This is a genomic window from Phenylobacterium sp., assembly GCF_030680185.1.
Taxonomy (GTDB): Bacteria; Pseudomonadota; Alphaproteobacteria; order Caulobacterales; family Caulobacteraceae; genus Phenylobacterium.
On the sequence record NZ_JAUXVZ010000055.1, the window covers coordinates 271,798 to 287,483 of the forward strand.

Here is a 15,686-nt window from a genome sequence, read left to right on the forward strand (position 1 = left end):
ACCGGCCAAGGTCGCCTTTGAGTTGATTCCATAGAGGCAATTCTGAGTCGCGAGACATCATCAGCGGGACCTCAACTGACTTGCGCAGAAACAATCCAGGTTGAGGCGCGCAACCCTGGACCGCCCGGCCCATCCCGGGCGGCCAGGGCCTCCCTCAGCGCCGACGTCGCGTTCGGGACAAGATGGGTATGCTCACGCAGGATGGCGCCGAGCGCGCCAACCCGAGAACAGACCTCGACCATCGAGTCCAGGTCTCCACTGCTGACAAGCTCGTCATGAGCATCGATCCTGATCGCGCCGAAGCCGGCCGCCTGCATGAGGTTCAATAGGTGGTCAGGATCTGAGAACGAGAACGAGGCGGCCTTCGGGGCTTGGGTCACGAGCTCGGCCGGTAGATGCGGCGCGGCGGCGTCTAGCGAGAAGCGATCGAGTTCGTTCTCCGACAGCGCCCTCCAGCAAACGAAACTCATCCGCCCCCCAGGACGCAACGCCTACCTCAGGTTGCTCAGGGCGTCCGCCGGGCGGGCGAAGAACATCATCCCAAACCGGGAGAAAATCGCGTCGAACGCGCCCGGGTTGAGCGGGAATGTTTGTGCGTCGCCGCATTCGAACGAGACATTCGCTGGCAGGCCCTCGGTCCGCCTCGCCGCCTCGACGGCTGCGGGCAGAAGCTCCAGCCCCATGACCCGCCCGCTCGGCCCGACAGCCTGGGCGAGAGCTGTAGGCGTGCCTCCAACCCCACACCCGACGTCCAGGACGCGTTCGCCTCCGGCCAGCCCCAAGGTCTGCATGGCCGCTCGTCCCAGGGGAGACAGCTGTCGCTCAAGCGGCTCGCGGATTTCCAGCCAGGCTCGTACTCGAGGATGATCAATGGCGAGCGGTTCTGTGTGCACGCCCAACCCTAGGGGCGCTAACCGAAGATGTCGAAGTTTGGACGCGGGCGCCCTTGAGCTGTGATGGCATATTTAGTAAATTGCTATCAACGCTATCAACGTGAGTCTTAGCCATCATGGCCGCCGTCACCATTCGCAACCTTTCAGATGAGGCCCATCGCGCCCTGAAGGTGCGGGCTGCGCAGCATGGTCGCAGCACCGAGGCTGAGATGCGCGTCATACTAGAGGCGGCCGTGCGGCCGGCGAGCCGGGTTCGTCTTGGCACAGCGCTGGCTGAGATGAGTCGGAACATCGGGCTCACCAATGCAGACGTTGAAGCGCTCGACGAAACCCGCGATAGGACGCCTGCCGAACCCCTGCGGTTCGAATGATCCTGCTCGACACCAATGTCGTCTCGGAGGCGATGAAGCCTGAGCCGCATCCGGCGGTTCTTCGCTGGCTTGACGCACAGGCGGCCGAGACGCTGTTCATCTCCAGCGTCACCGTCGCTGAACTCCTGTTCGGCGTCGGCGTGCTCCCGGCGGGGGCACGGAAGGACCGGCTGCATGATATGGTGGATGGCGTTCTGACCCTGTTTGCCGACCGCGTACTGCCCTTCGACATAGGGGCGGCGCAGCGCTACGCCGGTCTGGCCGTCATGGCTCGTTTGGCCGGCAAGGGCTTTCCCACGCCAGATGGCTACATCGCCGCGATCGCTGCGGTCCACGGGTTCACCGTGGCGTCCCGCGACGTGAGCGCCTTTATGGCCGGCGGCCTGAAGGTGATTGATCCCTGGCGCTTTGGGGAAGACATCCCCGCGACCTGAGCCTCAGATCTTCCGACCGATCCGCTTGATTTCCCAGTCCAGGGTGACGCCCAGTTTCTGGGCTACGTCAGCCCGCACCGCTTCGCCCAGGCCCTCCAGGTCGGCGGCGGTGGCTTCGCCGGTGTTGATCATGAAGTTGGAATGCAGGGGGGAAAACATGGCGCCGCCGTGGGGCTTGCCGCGCCAGCCGGCCTCGTCCACCAGCTTCCAGGCCGAGTGGCCCGGTGGGTTCTTGAAGGTGGAGCCGCCGGTCTTTTCGCGGATCGGCTGGGTCGTCTCCCGCCGGGCGGTGATCTCATCGATGCGGGCGGTGATGGCGGCCGGATCGTCGGCCTGGCCCTCATAGACCGCCTCGATCCAGATGATGTCGGCCGGCGCCTGACTGTGGCGATAGGTGTAGCCGAAGTCGGTCAGGGCGAAGTCCCGGCGAGCGCCAGTGCGGTCGATCCCCCAGGCGGAGACCAGGACGTCCTTGGTCTCGGCGCCGTAGCAGCCGGCGTTCATGGTCAGCGCGCCGCCGATGGAGCCCGGAATGCCAGCATAGAATTCCAGGCCGGCCACCCCGGCCTTGGCCGCCGCTCGGGCGACCATGGCGTCGAGGGCTGCAGCGCCGGCGGTGACCCTCAGGCCGTCGGTCGTCACCTGGCCAAAGGCCTTGCCGGCGAGACGGACGACGACGCCCTCGATCCCACCGTCACGGATGATGACGTTCGAGCCGACCCCCAGGACGGTGACGGGGACCTCGGGCTCAAGGTCACCCAGGAAGCTCGCCAGGTCGTCGCTGTCGGCGGGCAGGAAGAGCACGTCGGCGCGGCCGCCGACCCGGAACCAGGTGTAGGGCGAGAGCGGCTCGTCCCGCAGGACCTTGCCGCGGGCCGCCGGCAGGCGGTCACGCCAGCTCATGTGGCCTGGCTGCGCAGGGCGTCGAGCTCGCCCGGCAGGGCGTAGGCCCAGGTCGTGATGTCGCCGGCGCCCAGGCAGACCACCAGGTCGCCGTCCTTGGCCTCCTGCAGCACCATGCGCGCCAGGTCTTCGGGACCCGACAGCGGCAGGGCGCGGCGGTGGCCATAGCGGCGCAGGCCGTCGACCAGGGCCTCGCGGCTGGCGCCGTCCAGGGGCGCTTCGCCGGCGGCGTAGACATCGGCAACGATCACCACATCGGCGTCGCTGAAGCAGGCGCAGAAGTCCTCGAACAGGTCCTTGAGCCGCGAATAGCGGTGAGGCTGGACCACGGCCAGAACCCGCCCGTTGGTCACCGCGCGGGCGGCCTTGAGCACCGAGCTGATCTCGACGGGATGGTGGCCATAGTCGTCGATCACCCGCACCCCGCCGGACGTCCCGGTGGTGGTGAAGCGACGCTTCACCCCCCCAAAGCCGGTGAGGCCGGCTCGGATCGACTCGGCGTCCACCGACAACTCGCGCGCCACGGCCACGGCGGCCAGGGCGTTCAGCACATTGTGCATGCCGGCCATGGGCATGTGCAGGTCTTCCATGCGGATCGGCTCGCCCTGCAGGGGTCGGATCACCACGTCGAAATGGGCGCCGTCGGGACCCATGGAGATCTTCTCGGCGCGGACCTCGGCCTGGGGGTTGACCCCATAGGTCACCAGCCGGCGGTTCTCGACCCGCGAGGTCAGGGCCAGCACCTCGGGATGGTCGGTGCAGACCGCGGCGAAGCCATAGAAGGGAATGTTCTCGATGAAGTCCTGGAAGGCCTTCTTCACCGCTTCGAAGTCGCCGTAATGGTCCAGGTGCTCGGGGTCGATATTGGTCACCACGGCGACCGTCGACTTCAGCTTCAGGAAGGTGCCGTCGCTCTCATCGGCCTCGACGACGATCCAGTCGCCCTCCCCAACCTTGGCGTTGGTGCCATAGGCGTTGATGATGCCGCCGTTGACCACGGTGGGGTCCAGACCGCCGGCGTCCAGCAGCGAGGCGATCATCGAGGTGGTGGTGGTCTTGCCGTGCGTGCCGCCGACAGCCACCGAGAACTGCAGGCGCATCAGCTCGGCCAGCATCTCGGCGCGGCGCACCAGGGGCAGGCGTCGCTCGCGGGCGGCCTGCATCTCGGGATTGTCCTGCTTGACCGCCGTGGAATAGACGACCGCCGAGGCGCCTTCGACCTGGCTCTGCTCATGGCCGATGAAGATCTTGGCCCCTAGCTTCTCCAGCCGCTCGGTGTTGGCGCCGGCCTTGGAGTCTGAGCCCTGCACCGTATAGCCGATGCGCAGCATGATCTCGGCGATACCGCTCATGCCGATGCCGCCAATGCCGATGAAGTGGACAGGGCCGAGTTCGAAGGGGACGGGACGGCGACGGTTCATGGGGCGGCGGGGCCTTGGCTTTAGAGGGACCTAGCGGCCCTGGGCGGCGGTCTGTTCGACCAGGTCGGCCAGGCGCTCGGCGGCGTCCGGCTTGGCGATGGAGCGGGCGCCGGCCGACATGCGGGCCAGGCGCTCAGGGTTGGTCAGCAACTTTTCCAGCGCGTTGGACATGGAGTCGACCGTCAGCTGGCTTTCCCGGGCGATCACCGCGCCGCCCGCATCGGCCATGACCTGGGCGTTCTGGCCCTGGTCATCATCCAGGGCGATGGCCAGGGGCACCAGGATCGCGGGCCGTCCGGCGATGGCGAACTCGCAGACCGTCCCGGCGCCGGCGCGGCCGACCACCAGGTGGGCCTGGCGCAGGCGGGTGGCCATGTCGCGGAAGAAGGGGGCGATCTCGGCCTCGACCATGGCGTCGGCATAGATGCGGCGGGCGCCGTCCATGGATTCCTTGCGGGTCTGCTGCTGCACCCGCAGGCGCACCCGCAGCTCTTCCGGCAGGGCGCGGATGGCCTCGGGCATCAGCTCCGACAGCAGGCGCGCGCCCTGGCTGCCGCCGGTGACCAGCAGGCGCAGGGTGCCGCCGTCCTCGGGCGGCAGATAGGGCTTGTCGGCCAGGTCGCGGATCTCCTGGCGCACCGGATTGCCCACCACCACGGCCTTTTCCGCCACCTTGGGCGGCGCCTTCTGCAGGCTCGGAAAAGCGCAGGCGACGGTGGTCACATGGCTGGCCATGCGGCGGTTGGCCCGGCCCATGACGGCGTTCTGCTCGTGGATGACGGTCGGCCGGCCCTGGGTGATCCCGGCCAGCAGGCCCGGCACCGAGGGATAGCCGCCAAAGCCCACGACGACGGCGGGGTCCAGGCGTCGGAAGGCGGCGCGGGCCTGCAGGACGCCCTGAATGATCGCCAGGCCCGCCTGGGCCATGCCGATGGGATCGCCGGACTTGAAGGTGCGGGCCGACAGGCCGATCCGCTGCTCGGCCGGAAAATTCTCGGCGAAGGCGGCGACGCGCTCGTCCGAGGCCAGCACCACCCGCCAGCCGCGAGCGATCAGCGTCTCTGCGAGCGCCTGAGCGGGAAAGAGATGGCCTCCGGTTCCCCCGGCGGCGACCACGGCGAGCTTGCGCATGGCTTGCGTTTAGGCGAAGGCGCCGGCCTTGGCGAGCCCTTCGGACGGGGCATAGGCGCCCGGCCGGCGACGGGTCAGGGCCAAGGCGAGGCCAAGGGTGAGGCCCGAGGCGATCAGGGACGAGCCGCCATAGGACAGGAAGGGCAAGGTCATGCCCTTGGTGGGGATCAGGTTCAGGTTCACCGCCACATTGATGATCGCCTGCTGGCCCACCAGGACGAACAGGCCCGCGGCCGCCACCTGTTCGAAGGCGTTGCTGAGCTTCATGGCCTTGTACAGGCCGCGGATGACGATGACGGAAAACAGCGCCAGGATGATCAGGCTGAAGATGAGGCCGTACTCCTCGGCCCCCACCGAATAGATGAAGTCGTTATGCAGGTCGGGCACGTGGCGCTTCATCACGCCTTCGCCGGGCCCGCGGCCGAACAGGCCGCCCGCCGCAATGGCCTCGGCCGCCCGGTCCACCTGATGGGTGTCTGCCGCCTCGGGTCGGAAGAAGCGGTTCACCCGGTCGGCCACGTGGGGAAAGACGAAATAGGTGCTGAACAGCCCCGCCATCGCCGCGCCAGCCAGCAGCATGACCCAGGACAAAGGCACGCCCGCCATCCAGAAGGCCGCCCCGAAGGCGACGGTGATCAGCACGGTCTGGCCGAGGTCAGGCTGCATGAGCAGGAGGCCCACGGCGAGGATATAGAGGCCAAAGGCGATGCTGACGCCGGGCACGCCCTGCCCCTTCTGGCCCTCGGAGAACATCCAGGCGACCAGGACGATCAGGGCCGGTTTCATGAATTCCGACGGCTGCAGGGTGAAGCCGGCGAACTGGACCCAGCGTGTCGCGCCCTTGGCGTTGTGCCCCAGGAACGGCAGGGCGATCATCAGCAGGATCGCGCCGACGAAGATAAAAAACGCCGCCCGCCGCACCGACTTGATGTCGAGCATCGAGGTCCCGATCAGCACGGCGGCGCCGATCACGGCGAAGACGCACTGCCGGATCGCGAAGTGGAAGGGGTCGCCGACATTCATCCGCGCCGCCGCCGCCGGGCTGGCGGAGAAGGCGAGCAGGATGCCGAGGGCGATCAGCACCGCCACCGCGCCCAGCAGCCAGCGATCGATGGTCCACCACCAGACGCCAAGGGCCGAGCGATCGCTGCGGGCGAAGGCATGGGCCTGATTGGGTCGGCTCGCGGGATCGGCGGCGCTCATGCTCGCGCGCCTTGTTGGGCCGGAGCTTCAAGGGCCTGGACCGCATGGCGGAAGGCGTCGCCGCGGGCTTCGAAGTCGGCGAACTGATCGAACGAGGCGCAGGCTGGCGACAGCAGGACCACGGCCTCCTGGCCGGAAGCCGCGGCGTCGGCATAGGCCCGCGAGACGGCCCGCTCCAGGGTGCCGCATTCGGCGACGGGGGCCTTGCCCGTGAGGACGTCGGCGAAGGTGTGGGAGGCCTCGCCGATCAGATAGGCCTTTTCGATGCGGGGAAAGAGATCCGACAGGCTTTCGATGCCGCCGGCTTTCGCCTGGCCGCCGGCGATCCAGTAGATCTTGGGATAGCTGGACATGGCTTGGCGGGCGGCGTCGGCGTTGGTGGCCTTGGAGTCGTTGACGAAACGCACGCGGCCGAGTTGGCCGACCGTTTCCATGCGATGGGCGAGGCCAGGGAAGGTCATCAGGCCTTCGGCCGCCTCTTCCGGCGTCAGTCCCAGGCCCCGGGCCGCGGCATAGGCGGCCGCGGCGTTCTGCCAGTTGTGCCGGCCCGGCAGGGAGCGGGCGCGCAGCAGGTCGGCGATCTCGACGGCGCGCTCACCGGTGGCGTCATAGAGCAGGCCCTGAAGCACATAGACGCCCCGGCCGATGGCCTTGCTGGACGAGATCGGCACGATGGTCCGGCGGTTGGCGGCCACCACTTCGGTGCAGATGCGCTGACCGTAGGGATCGTCCACGCCGATGATGGCGGTGTCGCCCTTGCCCTGGTTCAGCAGCACCCGGCGCTTGGCCGCCACATAACCGTCCATGCCGCCATGGCGGTCCAGGTGGTCGGGGGTGATGTTGAGCAGCAGAGAAACGTCGGGCTTCAGGCTCGAGGTCAGGTCGAGCTGGTAGGACGACATCTCCAGCACATAGACCGCGCCGCCGTGCATATCCTCAAGCCCCAGCACGCCGACGCCGATATTGCCGCCCATCCGGGTGTCGCGGCCGGCGCTGGCGCAGATGTGGGCGATCAGGGCCGTCGTGGTGGACTTGCCGTTGGTGCCGGTGATGGCCACGACCTTGGGCCGCTTGTGCTCGGGCGCAGCGTTCACGGCGCGGGCGAAAAGCTCGATGTCGCCGACGATCTCCACGCCGGCGGCCTTGGCCCGCTCGACGGTCCAGTGCGGCGCAGGATGGGTCAGCGGCACCCCGGGCGACAGCAGCAGGGCGGAAAAGCCCCACCAGTCGGCGGAATTCAGGTCGGTCAGCTCGAAGCCCTCGGCGAGGGCGGCTTCGCGGGCGGCGGGGCGATCGTCCCACAGGGCCAGGTTCGCGCCGCCGGCCTGCAGGGCGCGCGCGGCCGCCAGCCCTGTGCGGGCCAGGCCGAACACAGCCACCGTCTTGCCTTCGAAACCGCGGACCGGGATCATGGTTTGCGCGCCAGCCTCCCTATCGCAGCTTCAGGGTCGCAAGACCCAGGAGGGCCAGCATCACCGCCACGATCCAGAACCGGATCACCACGGTGGACTCAGACCAGCCGAGCTTTTCGAAATGGTGGTGAATCGGCGCCATGCGGAAGACCCGGCGGCCGGTGAGCTTGAACGACGCCACCTGGATCATCACCGAGAGCGTCTCCAGCACGAAGAGGCCGCCGACGATGGCCAGGACGATCTCGTGCTTGGTGGCCACGGCCACGGCGCCGAGCGCGCCGCCCAGGGCCAGCGATCCGGTGTCGCCCATGAAAATCTTGGCCGGCGGCGCGTTGTACCAGAGGAAGCCCAGGCCAGCCCCGATGATGGCGCCGCATATGACGGCCACCTCGCCCACCCCTGGCACGAAGTGCAGCTGCAGGTAGTTGGAGAACAGGTAGTTGCCAACGAGATAGGCGATCAGGCCGAAGGCCGCGGCGGCGATCATGACCGGCACGGTGGCCAGCCCGTCGAGGCCGTCGGTGAAGTTCACCGCATTGGCGGCGCCGACGATCACGAGGGCGCCGAACACCAGGTAGAACCAGCCCATGTCCAGCAGCAGTTGCTTGAAGATCGGGAAGGCCACCGAGGTCGGCAGTTCCGGCGACTCCGCCGTCCGCCCGCCATAGATGATCAGGATCGCCACGGCGGCGAGCGCGATGGCCACTTCCAGCACAAGGCGCACGCGGCTGGAGACCCCGGCCGTCGTCTGCTTGGTCACCTTGGCGTAGTCGTCGGTGAAGCCCAGGACGCCGTAGCTGGCGGTCACGAACAGCACCACCCAGACATAGATGTTGGAAAGGTCGGCCCACAGCAGGGTGCCGACGATCAGCCCGGCCAGGATCATCACCCCGCCCATGGTCGGCGTGCCGGCCTTTTCGACGATGTGGCGCTCGATGCCGTCGGCGCGGATCGGCTGGCCCTTGCCCTGCTTGGCCTGCATCCAGCGGATGAAGCGCGAGCCCATCAGCATGACCACCAGCTGGGCGGTGAACAGCGCCATGCCAGTGCGGAACGTGAGATATTTCAGCAGGTTGAGCAGGGGCACATGCCCCTCAGCCGCCATCTGCGTGTAGAGCCAATAGAACATCAGCCCTGCCCCCCCAGCTCACGGCCAGCCTCGACGAGGGCGGCGGCGACCGCACCCGCTTTGGAGCCGTTAGACCCTTTGACCATCACGATATCGCCAGGCTCTACGGCCCGGACGACCTGCGGCCCAATCTGGGCTGCGTTCTCGGCGTACCCGCCCCGACGAGTCGAAGGAAGGGCGTCCCAGAGGGATTTCATCAAAGGCCCGGCGCAGAAGACCAGGTCCACATCGGCCGCTTCCAAGGGCGCGGCCAGGGCGCGGTGGAAAGCTTCGGCCTCAGCCCCCAACTCCAGCATGTCGGTCAGCGCGACGATCCGCCGCCCCTCGGGCTTGCGGGCGCCGAGGCTGGAAATCGCCGCGGCCATGGAGATCGGATTGGCGTTGTAGCTCTCGTCGATCAGGGTGAAGGCGCCGCCTGCGATGGCCACCTGACGCTCGGCCCCGCGGCCAGCCAGGGGCTCGAAGGCGCCCAGGGCCGTGACGGCGTCGTCCAGCGTCACGTCCAGGGCCTCCAGCATCAGCAGCACCGCCATGCTGTTCAGGCCCCAGTGGAAGCCGGTCTGCAGGATCGGGAAGTCCAAGGCCTGACCGTTCAGCACCGCCCGCACCATGGCCTCGCCCGGCCCCGGATTGAAGGCGGTGAGCCGCGCATCGCAGCCCTCGCCCGTACCGAAGGTGCGGACCTGCGCGCCGGCGGCCTGGGCGGCGCGGCGCAGCTGATCGAACCAGACATTGTCGGCGTTGAGGATGGCGACGCCGCCGGGCGTGAGCCCGTCGAAGATCTCGGCCTTGGCGCGGGCGACGCCGGCCTCGCCGTCGGGGAAGTTCTCCACATGCACCGGGCCGACCGTCGTGATCAGGACCGCATGGGGACGCACCATCTGCGACAGGGGGGTGATCTCGTCGGCGTGGTTCATGCCGATCTCGAACACCGCGCGTTCGGTGTCGCGGGCCATGCGGGCCAGGGTGAGCGGCACGCCGATGTGGTTGTTGTAGGACTTCACCGACGAATGCGCCTTGCCGGCGATGGCGAGGCCCGCGCGCACCGCCTGGGTCACGCTGGTCTTGCCGACCGATCCGGTGACGGCGCCGCGGCGGGCCTGGGGCGCACGATCGCGCGCGGCGACGCCCAGGGTCTCGAGCGCCTTGAAGACGTCTGCGACCACGACAGCCGATCCGCCCTGCGGCGCTGACACCAGGGCGCCGGCCGCGCCTTGGGCCAGGGCCTGGGCGACGAAGGTGTGGCCATCCCGGGCGCCGGCCAGGGCGATGAACAGGTCGCCAGGCTCCACCGAGCGGCTGTCGATGGACAGGCCGGTCACGGCGAAGTCGCCGCCGACCACATCGCCGCCGACGGCCTGGGCGATTTCCTGGGCGGTCCAGAGGGGCTCAGACATGGACGGCCTCCAGCGCCTGGGCGGTCACGGCCACGTCGTCGAAATGATGAGTCACCCCAGCGACGGTCTGGGTCTGCTCATGGCCCTTGCCGGCCACCACCAGGACGTCGCCGTCCCGCATGAGGTCTGCGGCCGCGGCGATGGCTTCGCGACGGTCACCGATGTCCTGGGCGTCAGGCGCGCCCTGGCGGACCTGGGCGCGGATCGCGGCGGGGTCTTCGCTGCGCGGATTGTCGTCGGTCACGATGGCGATGTCGGCCAGGTCTGCGGCGGCCTTGCCCATCAGCGGGCGTTTGGCGGCGTCCCGGTCCCCACCGGCGCCGAAGACGACGATCAGCCGGCCGCGGGTGTGGGGCCGCAGGGCCTTGAGCACGGTCTCGAGACCATCGGGCGTATGGGCGTAGTCCACATAGGCCTCGCCGCCGCGAGGTCCGGCGCCGACGCGCTGCAGGCGGCCAGGCGCGCCCTCCAGGCGCTCCAGGGCGGCCAGGACGGTCTCGATGCTCTCGCCAGCGGCCAGGCAGAGGCCCGCTGCGACCAGGGCGTTGGCGGCCTGGAAAGCGCCGGCCAGGGGCAGGCGCAGATCGAAGGTGCGGCCATCATGGATCAGGCTCAGCCGCTGGCCATCCGGCTGCAGCTCGCGGCGGTCGAGGCGCAGGCTCTGACCGCCCTCACCCACCGACAGAATGGCCTGGCCCGCCTGAATGGCGGCGGCGGCGAAGGCCGGAAAGGCCTCGGAATCGGCGTTCAGGACCGCCGTGGCGCCCCGGGGCAGCAGCGTCTCGAACAGGCGCAGCTTGGCGGCCTGATAGGCGGCCATGTCGCCATGATAGTCGAGATGGTCCTGGGTCAGGTTGAGGAAGCCCGCGGCCTTCAGGTCCACCCCGTCCAGCCGGCGCTGGTGGATCCCGTGGGACGAGGCCTCCAGGGCCAGGTGGGTGACGCCGAGGCCCGCCAGCCGGGACATCAGCTCGGCCACATCGGCGGCGTCGGGCGTGGTCAGGCCAGAGGGCGTCAGCTGTTCATTCAGGCCAGGCCCGGTGGCGAGGACGCCGAGGGTGCCCATGCTCGCGGCCTTGCGCCCGGCGCTGGCGAAGATCTGGCGGCAGAAGGTGGCGACGGACGTCTTGCCATTGGTGCCGGTCACCGCCACCACGACGCGCGGCTGGACGCCCCAGAAGGCCGATGCGGCCAGGGCGTAGGCGCGACGGGGGTCGGCGCTGGTCACCACCGGAACGTCCAGGCCTTCCAGAGGCTCGGCCGACAGCACAGCGACGGCGCCGGCGGCCACGGCCTGGGCCGCAAAGGCCGCGCCATCGGCCTTCGCGCCTGGCAGGGCCGCGAACAGATAGCCCGGCTGCACCTTGCGGCTGTCGGCGGTGACGCCGGTCACCTGCGGATCAACGGCGAGATCGCGCCGAACGAGATCGGAGAGACGCGCCATCAGAGATCGCCTCCCATGACCGGGACCTGGACCGAGGCCAGGCGGGGCTGGTTCTCCATCGGCCCCACATGGCGCGAGACCCCCAGGAACGGCGCGATCCGGGCGATGACCTGGCCGGTGGCCGGCGCGGCCACCCAGCCGCCGGTGGAGTAGCCGAAGGTCTCCGGCGTGCCGTGCGGTTCGTCCAGCAGGATCAGCACGAAATAGCGGTCGTTCTCCAGCGGCCCATCGGTGGGGAAGACCGCGGCGAAGGACGACACCTGGCGCTTGCCATTGTAGCGACGGATTTCGGGATCGTACTTCTCGCCGGTGCCGGTCTTGCCGCCGACGCTCAGGCCGGGCGCATCGGCCTTGCCGCCGCTGCCGCCGGTGACGTTGGCGCGCATGATCTGCAGCATCTGAGCCGAGGTGGTTTCCGACAGCACCTGCTTCACCGGCGGCCGGAAGCCCGGCTCACGCTTGTGAATGGTCAGCGGCACCAGCTTGCCACCGTTCAGCAGGGGTAGCATGGCCCGGGTCAGGGCCAGGGGCGAGACATTCATCCCGTGGCCGAACGAGGTGGAGGCCACGGCGTCCTCGTTCCAGACCTTGGGCGTCAAGGGCGAGGCCGACTCCTTGAGCTCGATCTCGGCGGCGGTGGTCAGGCCAAGATCGGTGAAGTAGCGGCTCAGGCGCTCGGGCCCGACGCCCACGGCCAGCTTGGCGGTGCCGATGTTGGACGAATGCTGGAATACCTCCACCAGGGTCAGGATCTTCCGCGAGGCGTGGTAGTCGCTAATGGTCCGGTAGCCGAGCTTGAAGGGCTCACGCGCATCGAAGGTGGACGCCATGGTGGCGACCCCGGCGTCCAGGCCGACGGCGACCGTGAAGGCCTTGAAGGTCGAGCCCATTTCGAAGACCGCAGAGGCGGCGCGGTTCAGGCGCGCCTCGGGCGAGGCCGCGCCTGGGTTGTTCGGGTCGAAGTCCGGATAGCTGGCGACGCCAAGCAGTTCGCCCGTATGGACATTGGCGACGATGCCGACCGCGCCGCGGGGACCATAGGTCAAGGCGGCCTTGCGCAGTTCGTCCTCCAGGGCGCCCTGGACGCGCAGGTCGATGGACAACGCCACCTCTCCGCCCGCGCCAGCCAGGTTGCGGATCTGGTCGTTCAGGGCCAGTTCGGCGCCGGCGAGGCCCTCGCCGCCGGTGTCGGCGAAGCCAATCAGGTGGGCGGCGGTGTTGTTCAGCGGATAGACGCGCTTCTGCTCCGGCTCGAAGGAGATCCCCGGCAGGCCCAGGCGATGGATGGCGGCCCGTTCCACCGGCGTCATGCCCCCCGTCAGGAAGGTGCGACGGTCTCCGGTCAGGGCGCGCTCGAGACGCGCATCATCGATCGACGGCAGGGCGGCGCGTAGGGCGACGCGGGTGGCGGCCACATCCCAGACCTCGCTGGGATCGACATAGAGTCCGTAGTGCGGCAGGTCGGCGGCCAGCAGGCGGCCATGACGATCCACGATATCGGCGCGCGACTGGGGCGAGACCCAGCCGGCCCCGCCCCCGCGGGCGGCGTCGGAGAACAGGGCGGCCTGTGCCGCGCCAATGGCCAGGGCGACGAAGCCCAGGGAGAACAGGACCATGACGAAGAAGATGCGGATGCGCGCATCGTCTTCGGCCCGGCCCGAGGCGCGGGCCCGCTCGAAGGCGTGTTCCAGCCGCCAGAGGCCGGCCCCCAGCCAGCGAAGGCCGAAGGGGAAACGTCGCTGAAGAACACCGCCGCCAAGGCTCATGGGCGCGCCACCTTCGGAAGGGTGATGATCGCCAGGGTGTCGGGGGTCGTTTCCTGGGAGACGGTCACCGGCGCCATTTCCAGATAGGCGGTCGACAGGCGTTCGATCCGCGCGGGCTGCTCCAGATGGGCCACCTCGGCCTCCAGCAGCCGGATGCGGGCGGTTTCAGAGCTGATCTGGCGCTCGACCTGGGCGATCTGCGCCCGCTCGCGGCTGGCCATGGTCTTGGCCAGATAGACGCTCATGATCAACAGGACGAGCAGCCCCAGGGCCACCACGTCGATAAGGCGAAAGCCGCGGACGCGACGGGTAAAGACGCTCATGCGGCGACCTTCCAGACAGGGGCCTCGGTGCGGACGGCGGCGCGCAGCTTGGCCGACCTGGCGCGGGGATTGGCGTCCAGCTCCGCCTGGCCGGCGGTGCGGGCGCCGTTGAAGGCGAGCTCGAAGCTGGGCTGGCGGGGGTCCTGCTGCTGAGGCAGGTGGCGCGAGCCGGCCGGGGTGCGGCCGGCTCGCTCGCCCAGGAAGGCCTTCACGATGCGGTCCTCCAGCGAATGGAAGGTGACGACCACCAGGCGCCCGCCCGGCTTCAGCACGCGCTCGGCGGCCGCCAGACCGGCTTCCAGCTCGGCCAGCTCGTCATTCACGGCGATGCGCAGGGCCTGGAAGGATCGGGTTGCCGGATGGGCCTTGGCGCCCCGGCGACCGCCCAGGACGCCCTCGATGAAGTCGGCCAGTTCGCCGGTGCGGGTGAAAGGTTGCTGAACCCGGCGGCGCGCGATGGCGCCGGCGATCCGGCGGGATTTCTTCTCTTCGCCATAGACGAAGAGGATGCGGGCCAGGTCCTCGGGCTCGGCGGTGTTGACCAGATCGGCGGCGGTTTCGCCCTGGTCGCTCATGCGCATGTCCAGGGGGCCGTCGCGCATGAAGGAGAAGCCGCGATCGGCCTCGTCCAGCTGCATCGACGAGACGCCGAGGTCCAGGACCACGCCATCGGCGCCGCCCTCCCCCAGGACCTCATCCATCTCCGAAAACCGCGCGCAGATCAGGGTGAAGGTCTCGGCCGGCAGATCGGCGGCATAGCGGGCGGCGGTGGGGTCGCGGTCGAACGCCGTCACCTTGGCGCCGGCCGCTAGAAGGGCGCGGGCATAGCCGCCGGCCCCGAAGGTGCCATCGACCACCACGTCGCCGGGGCCGATGGCCAGGGCCTCGACCACCTCATCCAACAGGACGGGGAGATGCGGCGTGCTCATGACGCGACGCCCAGGCGCGCGGCGCGCTGATCGGCGCGCATCTTGGCCAGGCCTTCGCGGGCCAGTTCCCGCTGGGCGGCGCGATGGGCCTGGAAGGCTTCGCGCTCCCAGATCTGGAAACGATCGCCCAGGCCGACGATGACGACCCAGTCGGTCAGGCCAAACAGATCACACAGGGTTTCCGGCAGGGTCACCCGGCCAGCCGTGTCGAAGGACAGGCGCGCCATGCCGCCGAGCACCGAGACCTCCAGCGCCGAGCGCAGGGGATCGCCGAACTCCAGCTCTTCGATCAGGCCGTTGTAGCGGTCGAACAGGGCCTTGCCGCCCCCTTCGATGCAGTCGGCCTCGATGGAGGGAAAGCAGACGACGCCGTCGAAGGGTCCCGAGACGAGAGCGCGGAACTCCTGCGGCACCAAGAGGCGCCGCTTGGCATCCAGCTGTTTCTCGAAGGTCGAGACAAACATCCGCGCCCGAAACCCTCTCCCACGACCGCCGCCGGTCGCCATCCCCACCAGCCCGCGCCCAGGTCGCACGGGGTTCGCCAACCCCTAGCGAACAGGAATTGGGTTAACATGGGATGGATTGGGTCGCAATGACTCTAGCGCCCAGAATCCCCAGAATACAAAGATGTCGCATCTTTATTATGGTTAACGGATGTAAACACTCCACAGAACATACATGGAACATGTTAAGTATACTTGGGACCGAACGCTTTGCTGGGGATGGGAGAGTGGATCAGACGGCCTATAAGCCGGGTTCTGTGCCACCCGACCCAGGGCGAACCCTGAAGCCGGATGCGGCGACCATTCCTCTGGACCGGCCCTTGCGGGACGGTTCTCGCGACCAACCCGGACGCCTCAGGCCAACGACGGCCCTACCGGCTTGCGCCGGCGCGGAATCCCTATTCGGTCTTGCTCCTGGCGGGGCTTG

16 protein-coding genes are annotated in these 15,686 nt (G+C 68.8%); 2 read left to right on the top strand and 14 right to left on the bottom strand.

Annotated elements, in window-relative coordinates:
- Window positions 1–71 precede the first annotated feature (71 nt).
- Both Q8L83_RS15725 and Q8L83_RS15730 read right to left on the bottom strand, forming a co-directional pair.
- The gene (locus Q8L83_RS15725; protein ID WP_305288555.1) at window positions 72–470 is read right to left on the bottom strand and encodes a hypothetical protein; all 399 of its coding nucleotides are present in this window, start codon (window positions 468–470) and stop codon (window positions 72–74) included.
- A 21-nt stretch (window positions 471–491) separates the two neighbouring features.
- Complete coding sequence (locus tag Q8L83_RS15730; protein ID WP_305288557.1) at window positions 492–791, bottom strand: class I SAM-dependent methyltransferase; 300 nt, start codon at window positions 789–791, stop codon at window positions 492–494.
- 218 nt (window positions 792–1,009) lie between these two features.
- On the opposite strand from Q8L83_RS15730, the gene Q8L83_RS15735 reads away from it, so the two are divergent.
- Complete coding sequence (locus Q8L83_RS15735; RefSeq protein WP_304714519.1) at window positions 1,010–1,264, top strand: plasmid stabilization protein; 255 nt, start codon at window positions 1,010–1,012, stop codon at window positions 1,262–1,264.
- Window positions 1,261–1,698: a type II toxin-antitoxin system VapC family toxin gene (locus Q8L83_RS15740; RefSeq protein ID WP_305288560.1), complete on the top strand. Its 438-nt coding sequence runs from the start codon at window positions 1,261–1,263 to the stop codon at window positions 1,696–1,698. The genes Q8L83_RS15735 and Q8L83_RS15740 overlap by 4 nt, the downstream gene beginning before the upstream one ends.
- A 3-nt stretch (window positions 1,699–1,701) precedes the next feature.
- On the opposite strand, the gene murB is transcribed toward Q8L83_RS15740, so the two are convergent.
- The 12 genes from murB to Q8L83_RS15800 are packed head-to-tail and all read right to left on the bottom strand — an operon-like array spanning window position 1,702 to window position 15,220.
- Window positions 1,702–2,601, bottom strand: a complete 900-nt coding sequence (murB, locus tag Q8L83_RS15745; RefSeq protein ID WP_305288561.1) for a UDP-N-acetylmuramate dehydrogenase — start codon at window positions 2,599–2,601, stop codon at window positions 1,702–1,704.
- Complete coding sequence (murC, locus tag Q8L83_RS15750) at window positions 2,598–4,022, bottom strand: UDP-N-acetylmuramate--L-alanine ligase (RefSeq protein WP_305288563.1); 1,425 nt, start codon at window positions 4,020–4,022, stop codon at window positions 2,598–2,600. Before murC ends, murB begins: the two co-directional genes overlap by 4 nt.
- A 30-nt stretch (window positions 4,023–4,052) precedes the next feature.
- Window positions 4,053–5,153, bottom strand: coding sequence for an undecaprenyldiphospho-muramoylpentapeptide beta-N-acetylglucosaminyltransferase (gene murG, locus Q8L83_RS15755; RefSeq protein ID WP_305288565.1), 1,101 nt, complete (start codon window positions 5,151–5,153; stop codon window positions 4,053–4,055).
- 9 nt (window positions 5,154–5,162) lie between these two features.
- Window positions 5,163–6,356, bottom strand: a complete 1,194-nt coding sequence (gene ftsW / locus Q8L83_RS15760; RefSeq protein WP_305288567.1) for a putative lipid II flippase FtsW — start codon at window positions 6,354–6,356, stop codon at window positions 5,163–5,165.
- Window positions 6,353–7,768 carry a UDP-N-acetylmuramoyl-L-alanine--D-glutamate ligase gene (murD, locus tag Q8L83_RS15765; RefSeq protein ID WP_305288569.1) on the bottom strand — a complete coding sequence of 472 codons (1,416 nt, stop codon included), beginning with the start codon at window positions 7,766–7,768 and terminating at the stop codon, window positions 6,353–6,355. The genes ftsW and murD overlap by 4 nt, the downstream gene beginning before the upstream one ends.
- Window positions 7,769–7,787: 19 nt before the next feature.
- The gene (gene mraY, locus Q8L83_RS15770; RefSeq protein ID WP_305288571.1) at window positions 7,788–8,897 is read right to left on the bottom strand and encodes a phospho-N-acetylmuramoyl-pentapeptide-transferase; all 1,110 of its coding nucleotides are present in this window, start codon (window positions 8,895–8,897) and stop codon (window positions 7,788–7,790) included.
- Window positions 8,897–10,294, bottom strand: coding sequence for a UDP-N-acetylmuramoyl-tripeptide--D-alanyl-D-alanine ligase (gene murF / locus Q8L83_RS15775; RefSeq protein WP_305288573.1), 1,398 nt, complete (start codon window positions 10,292–10,294; stop codon window positions 8,897–8,899). Before murF ends, mraY begins: the two co-directional genes overlap by 1 nt.
- Entirely contained in the window at window positions 10,287–11,741 is a 1,455-nt protein-coding gene (locus Q8L83_RS15780) for a UDP-N-acetylmuramoyl-L-alanyl-D-glutamate--2,6-diaminopimelate ligase (RefSeq protein WP_305288598.1), read from the bottom strand. The genes murF and Q8L83_RS15780 overlap by 8 nt, the downstream gene beginning before the upstream one ends.
- Complete coding sequence (locus tag Q8L83_RS15785) at window positions 11,738–13,504, bottom strand: penicillin-binding protein 2 (protein WP_305288575.1); 1,767 nt, start codon at window positions 13,502–13,504, stop codon at window positions 11,738–11,740. The genes Q8L83_RS15780 and Q8L83_RS15785 overlap by 4 nt, the downstream gene beginning before the upstream one ends.
- A complete protein-coding gene (locus Q8L83_RS15790; RefSeq protein ID WP_305288577.1) occupies window positions 13,501–13,827 on the bottom strand; it encodes a cell division protein in 327 nt (108 codons plus the stop codon). Before Q8L83_RS15790 ends, Q8L83_RS15785 begins: the two co-directional genes overlap by 4 nt.
- The gene (gene rsmH / locus Q8L83_RS15795; RefSeq protein WP_305288579.1) at window positions 13,824–14,756 is read right to left on the bottom strand and encodes a 16S rRNA (cytosine(1402)-N(4))-methyltransferase RsmH; all 933 of its coding nucleotides are present in this window, start codon (window positions 14,754–14,756) and stop codon (window positions 13,824–13,826) included. Before rsmH ends, Q8L83_RS15790 begins: the two co-directional genes overlap by 4 nt.
- Window positions 14,753–15,220, bottom strand: a complete 468-nt coding sequence (locus tag Q8L83_RS15800) for a division/cell wall cluster transcriptional repressor MraZ (protein WP_305288581.1) — start codon at window positions 15,218–15,220, stop codon at window positions 14,753–14,755. The genes rsmH and Q8L83_RS15800 overlap by 4 nt, the downstream gene beginning before the upstream one ends.
- Between the last annotated feature and the right edge of the window lie 466 nt (window positions 15,221–15,686).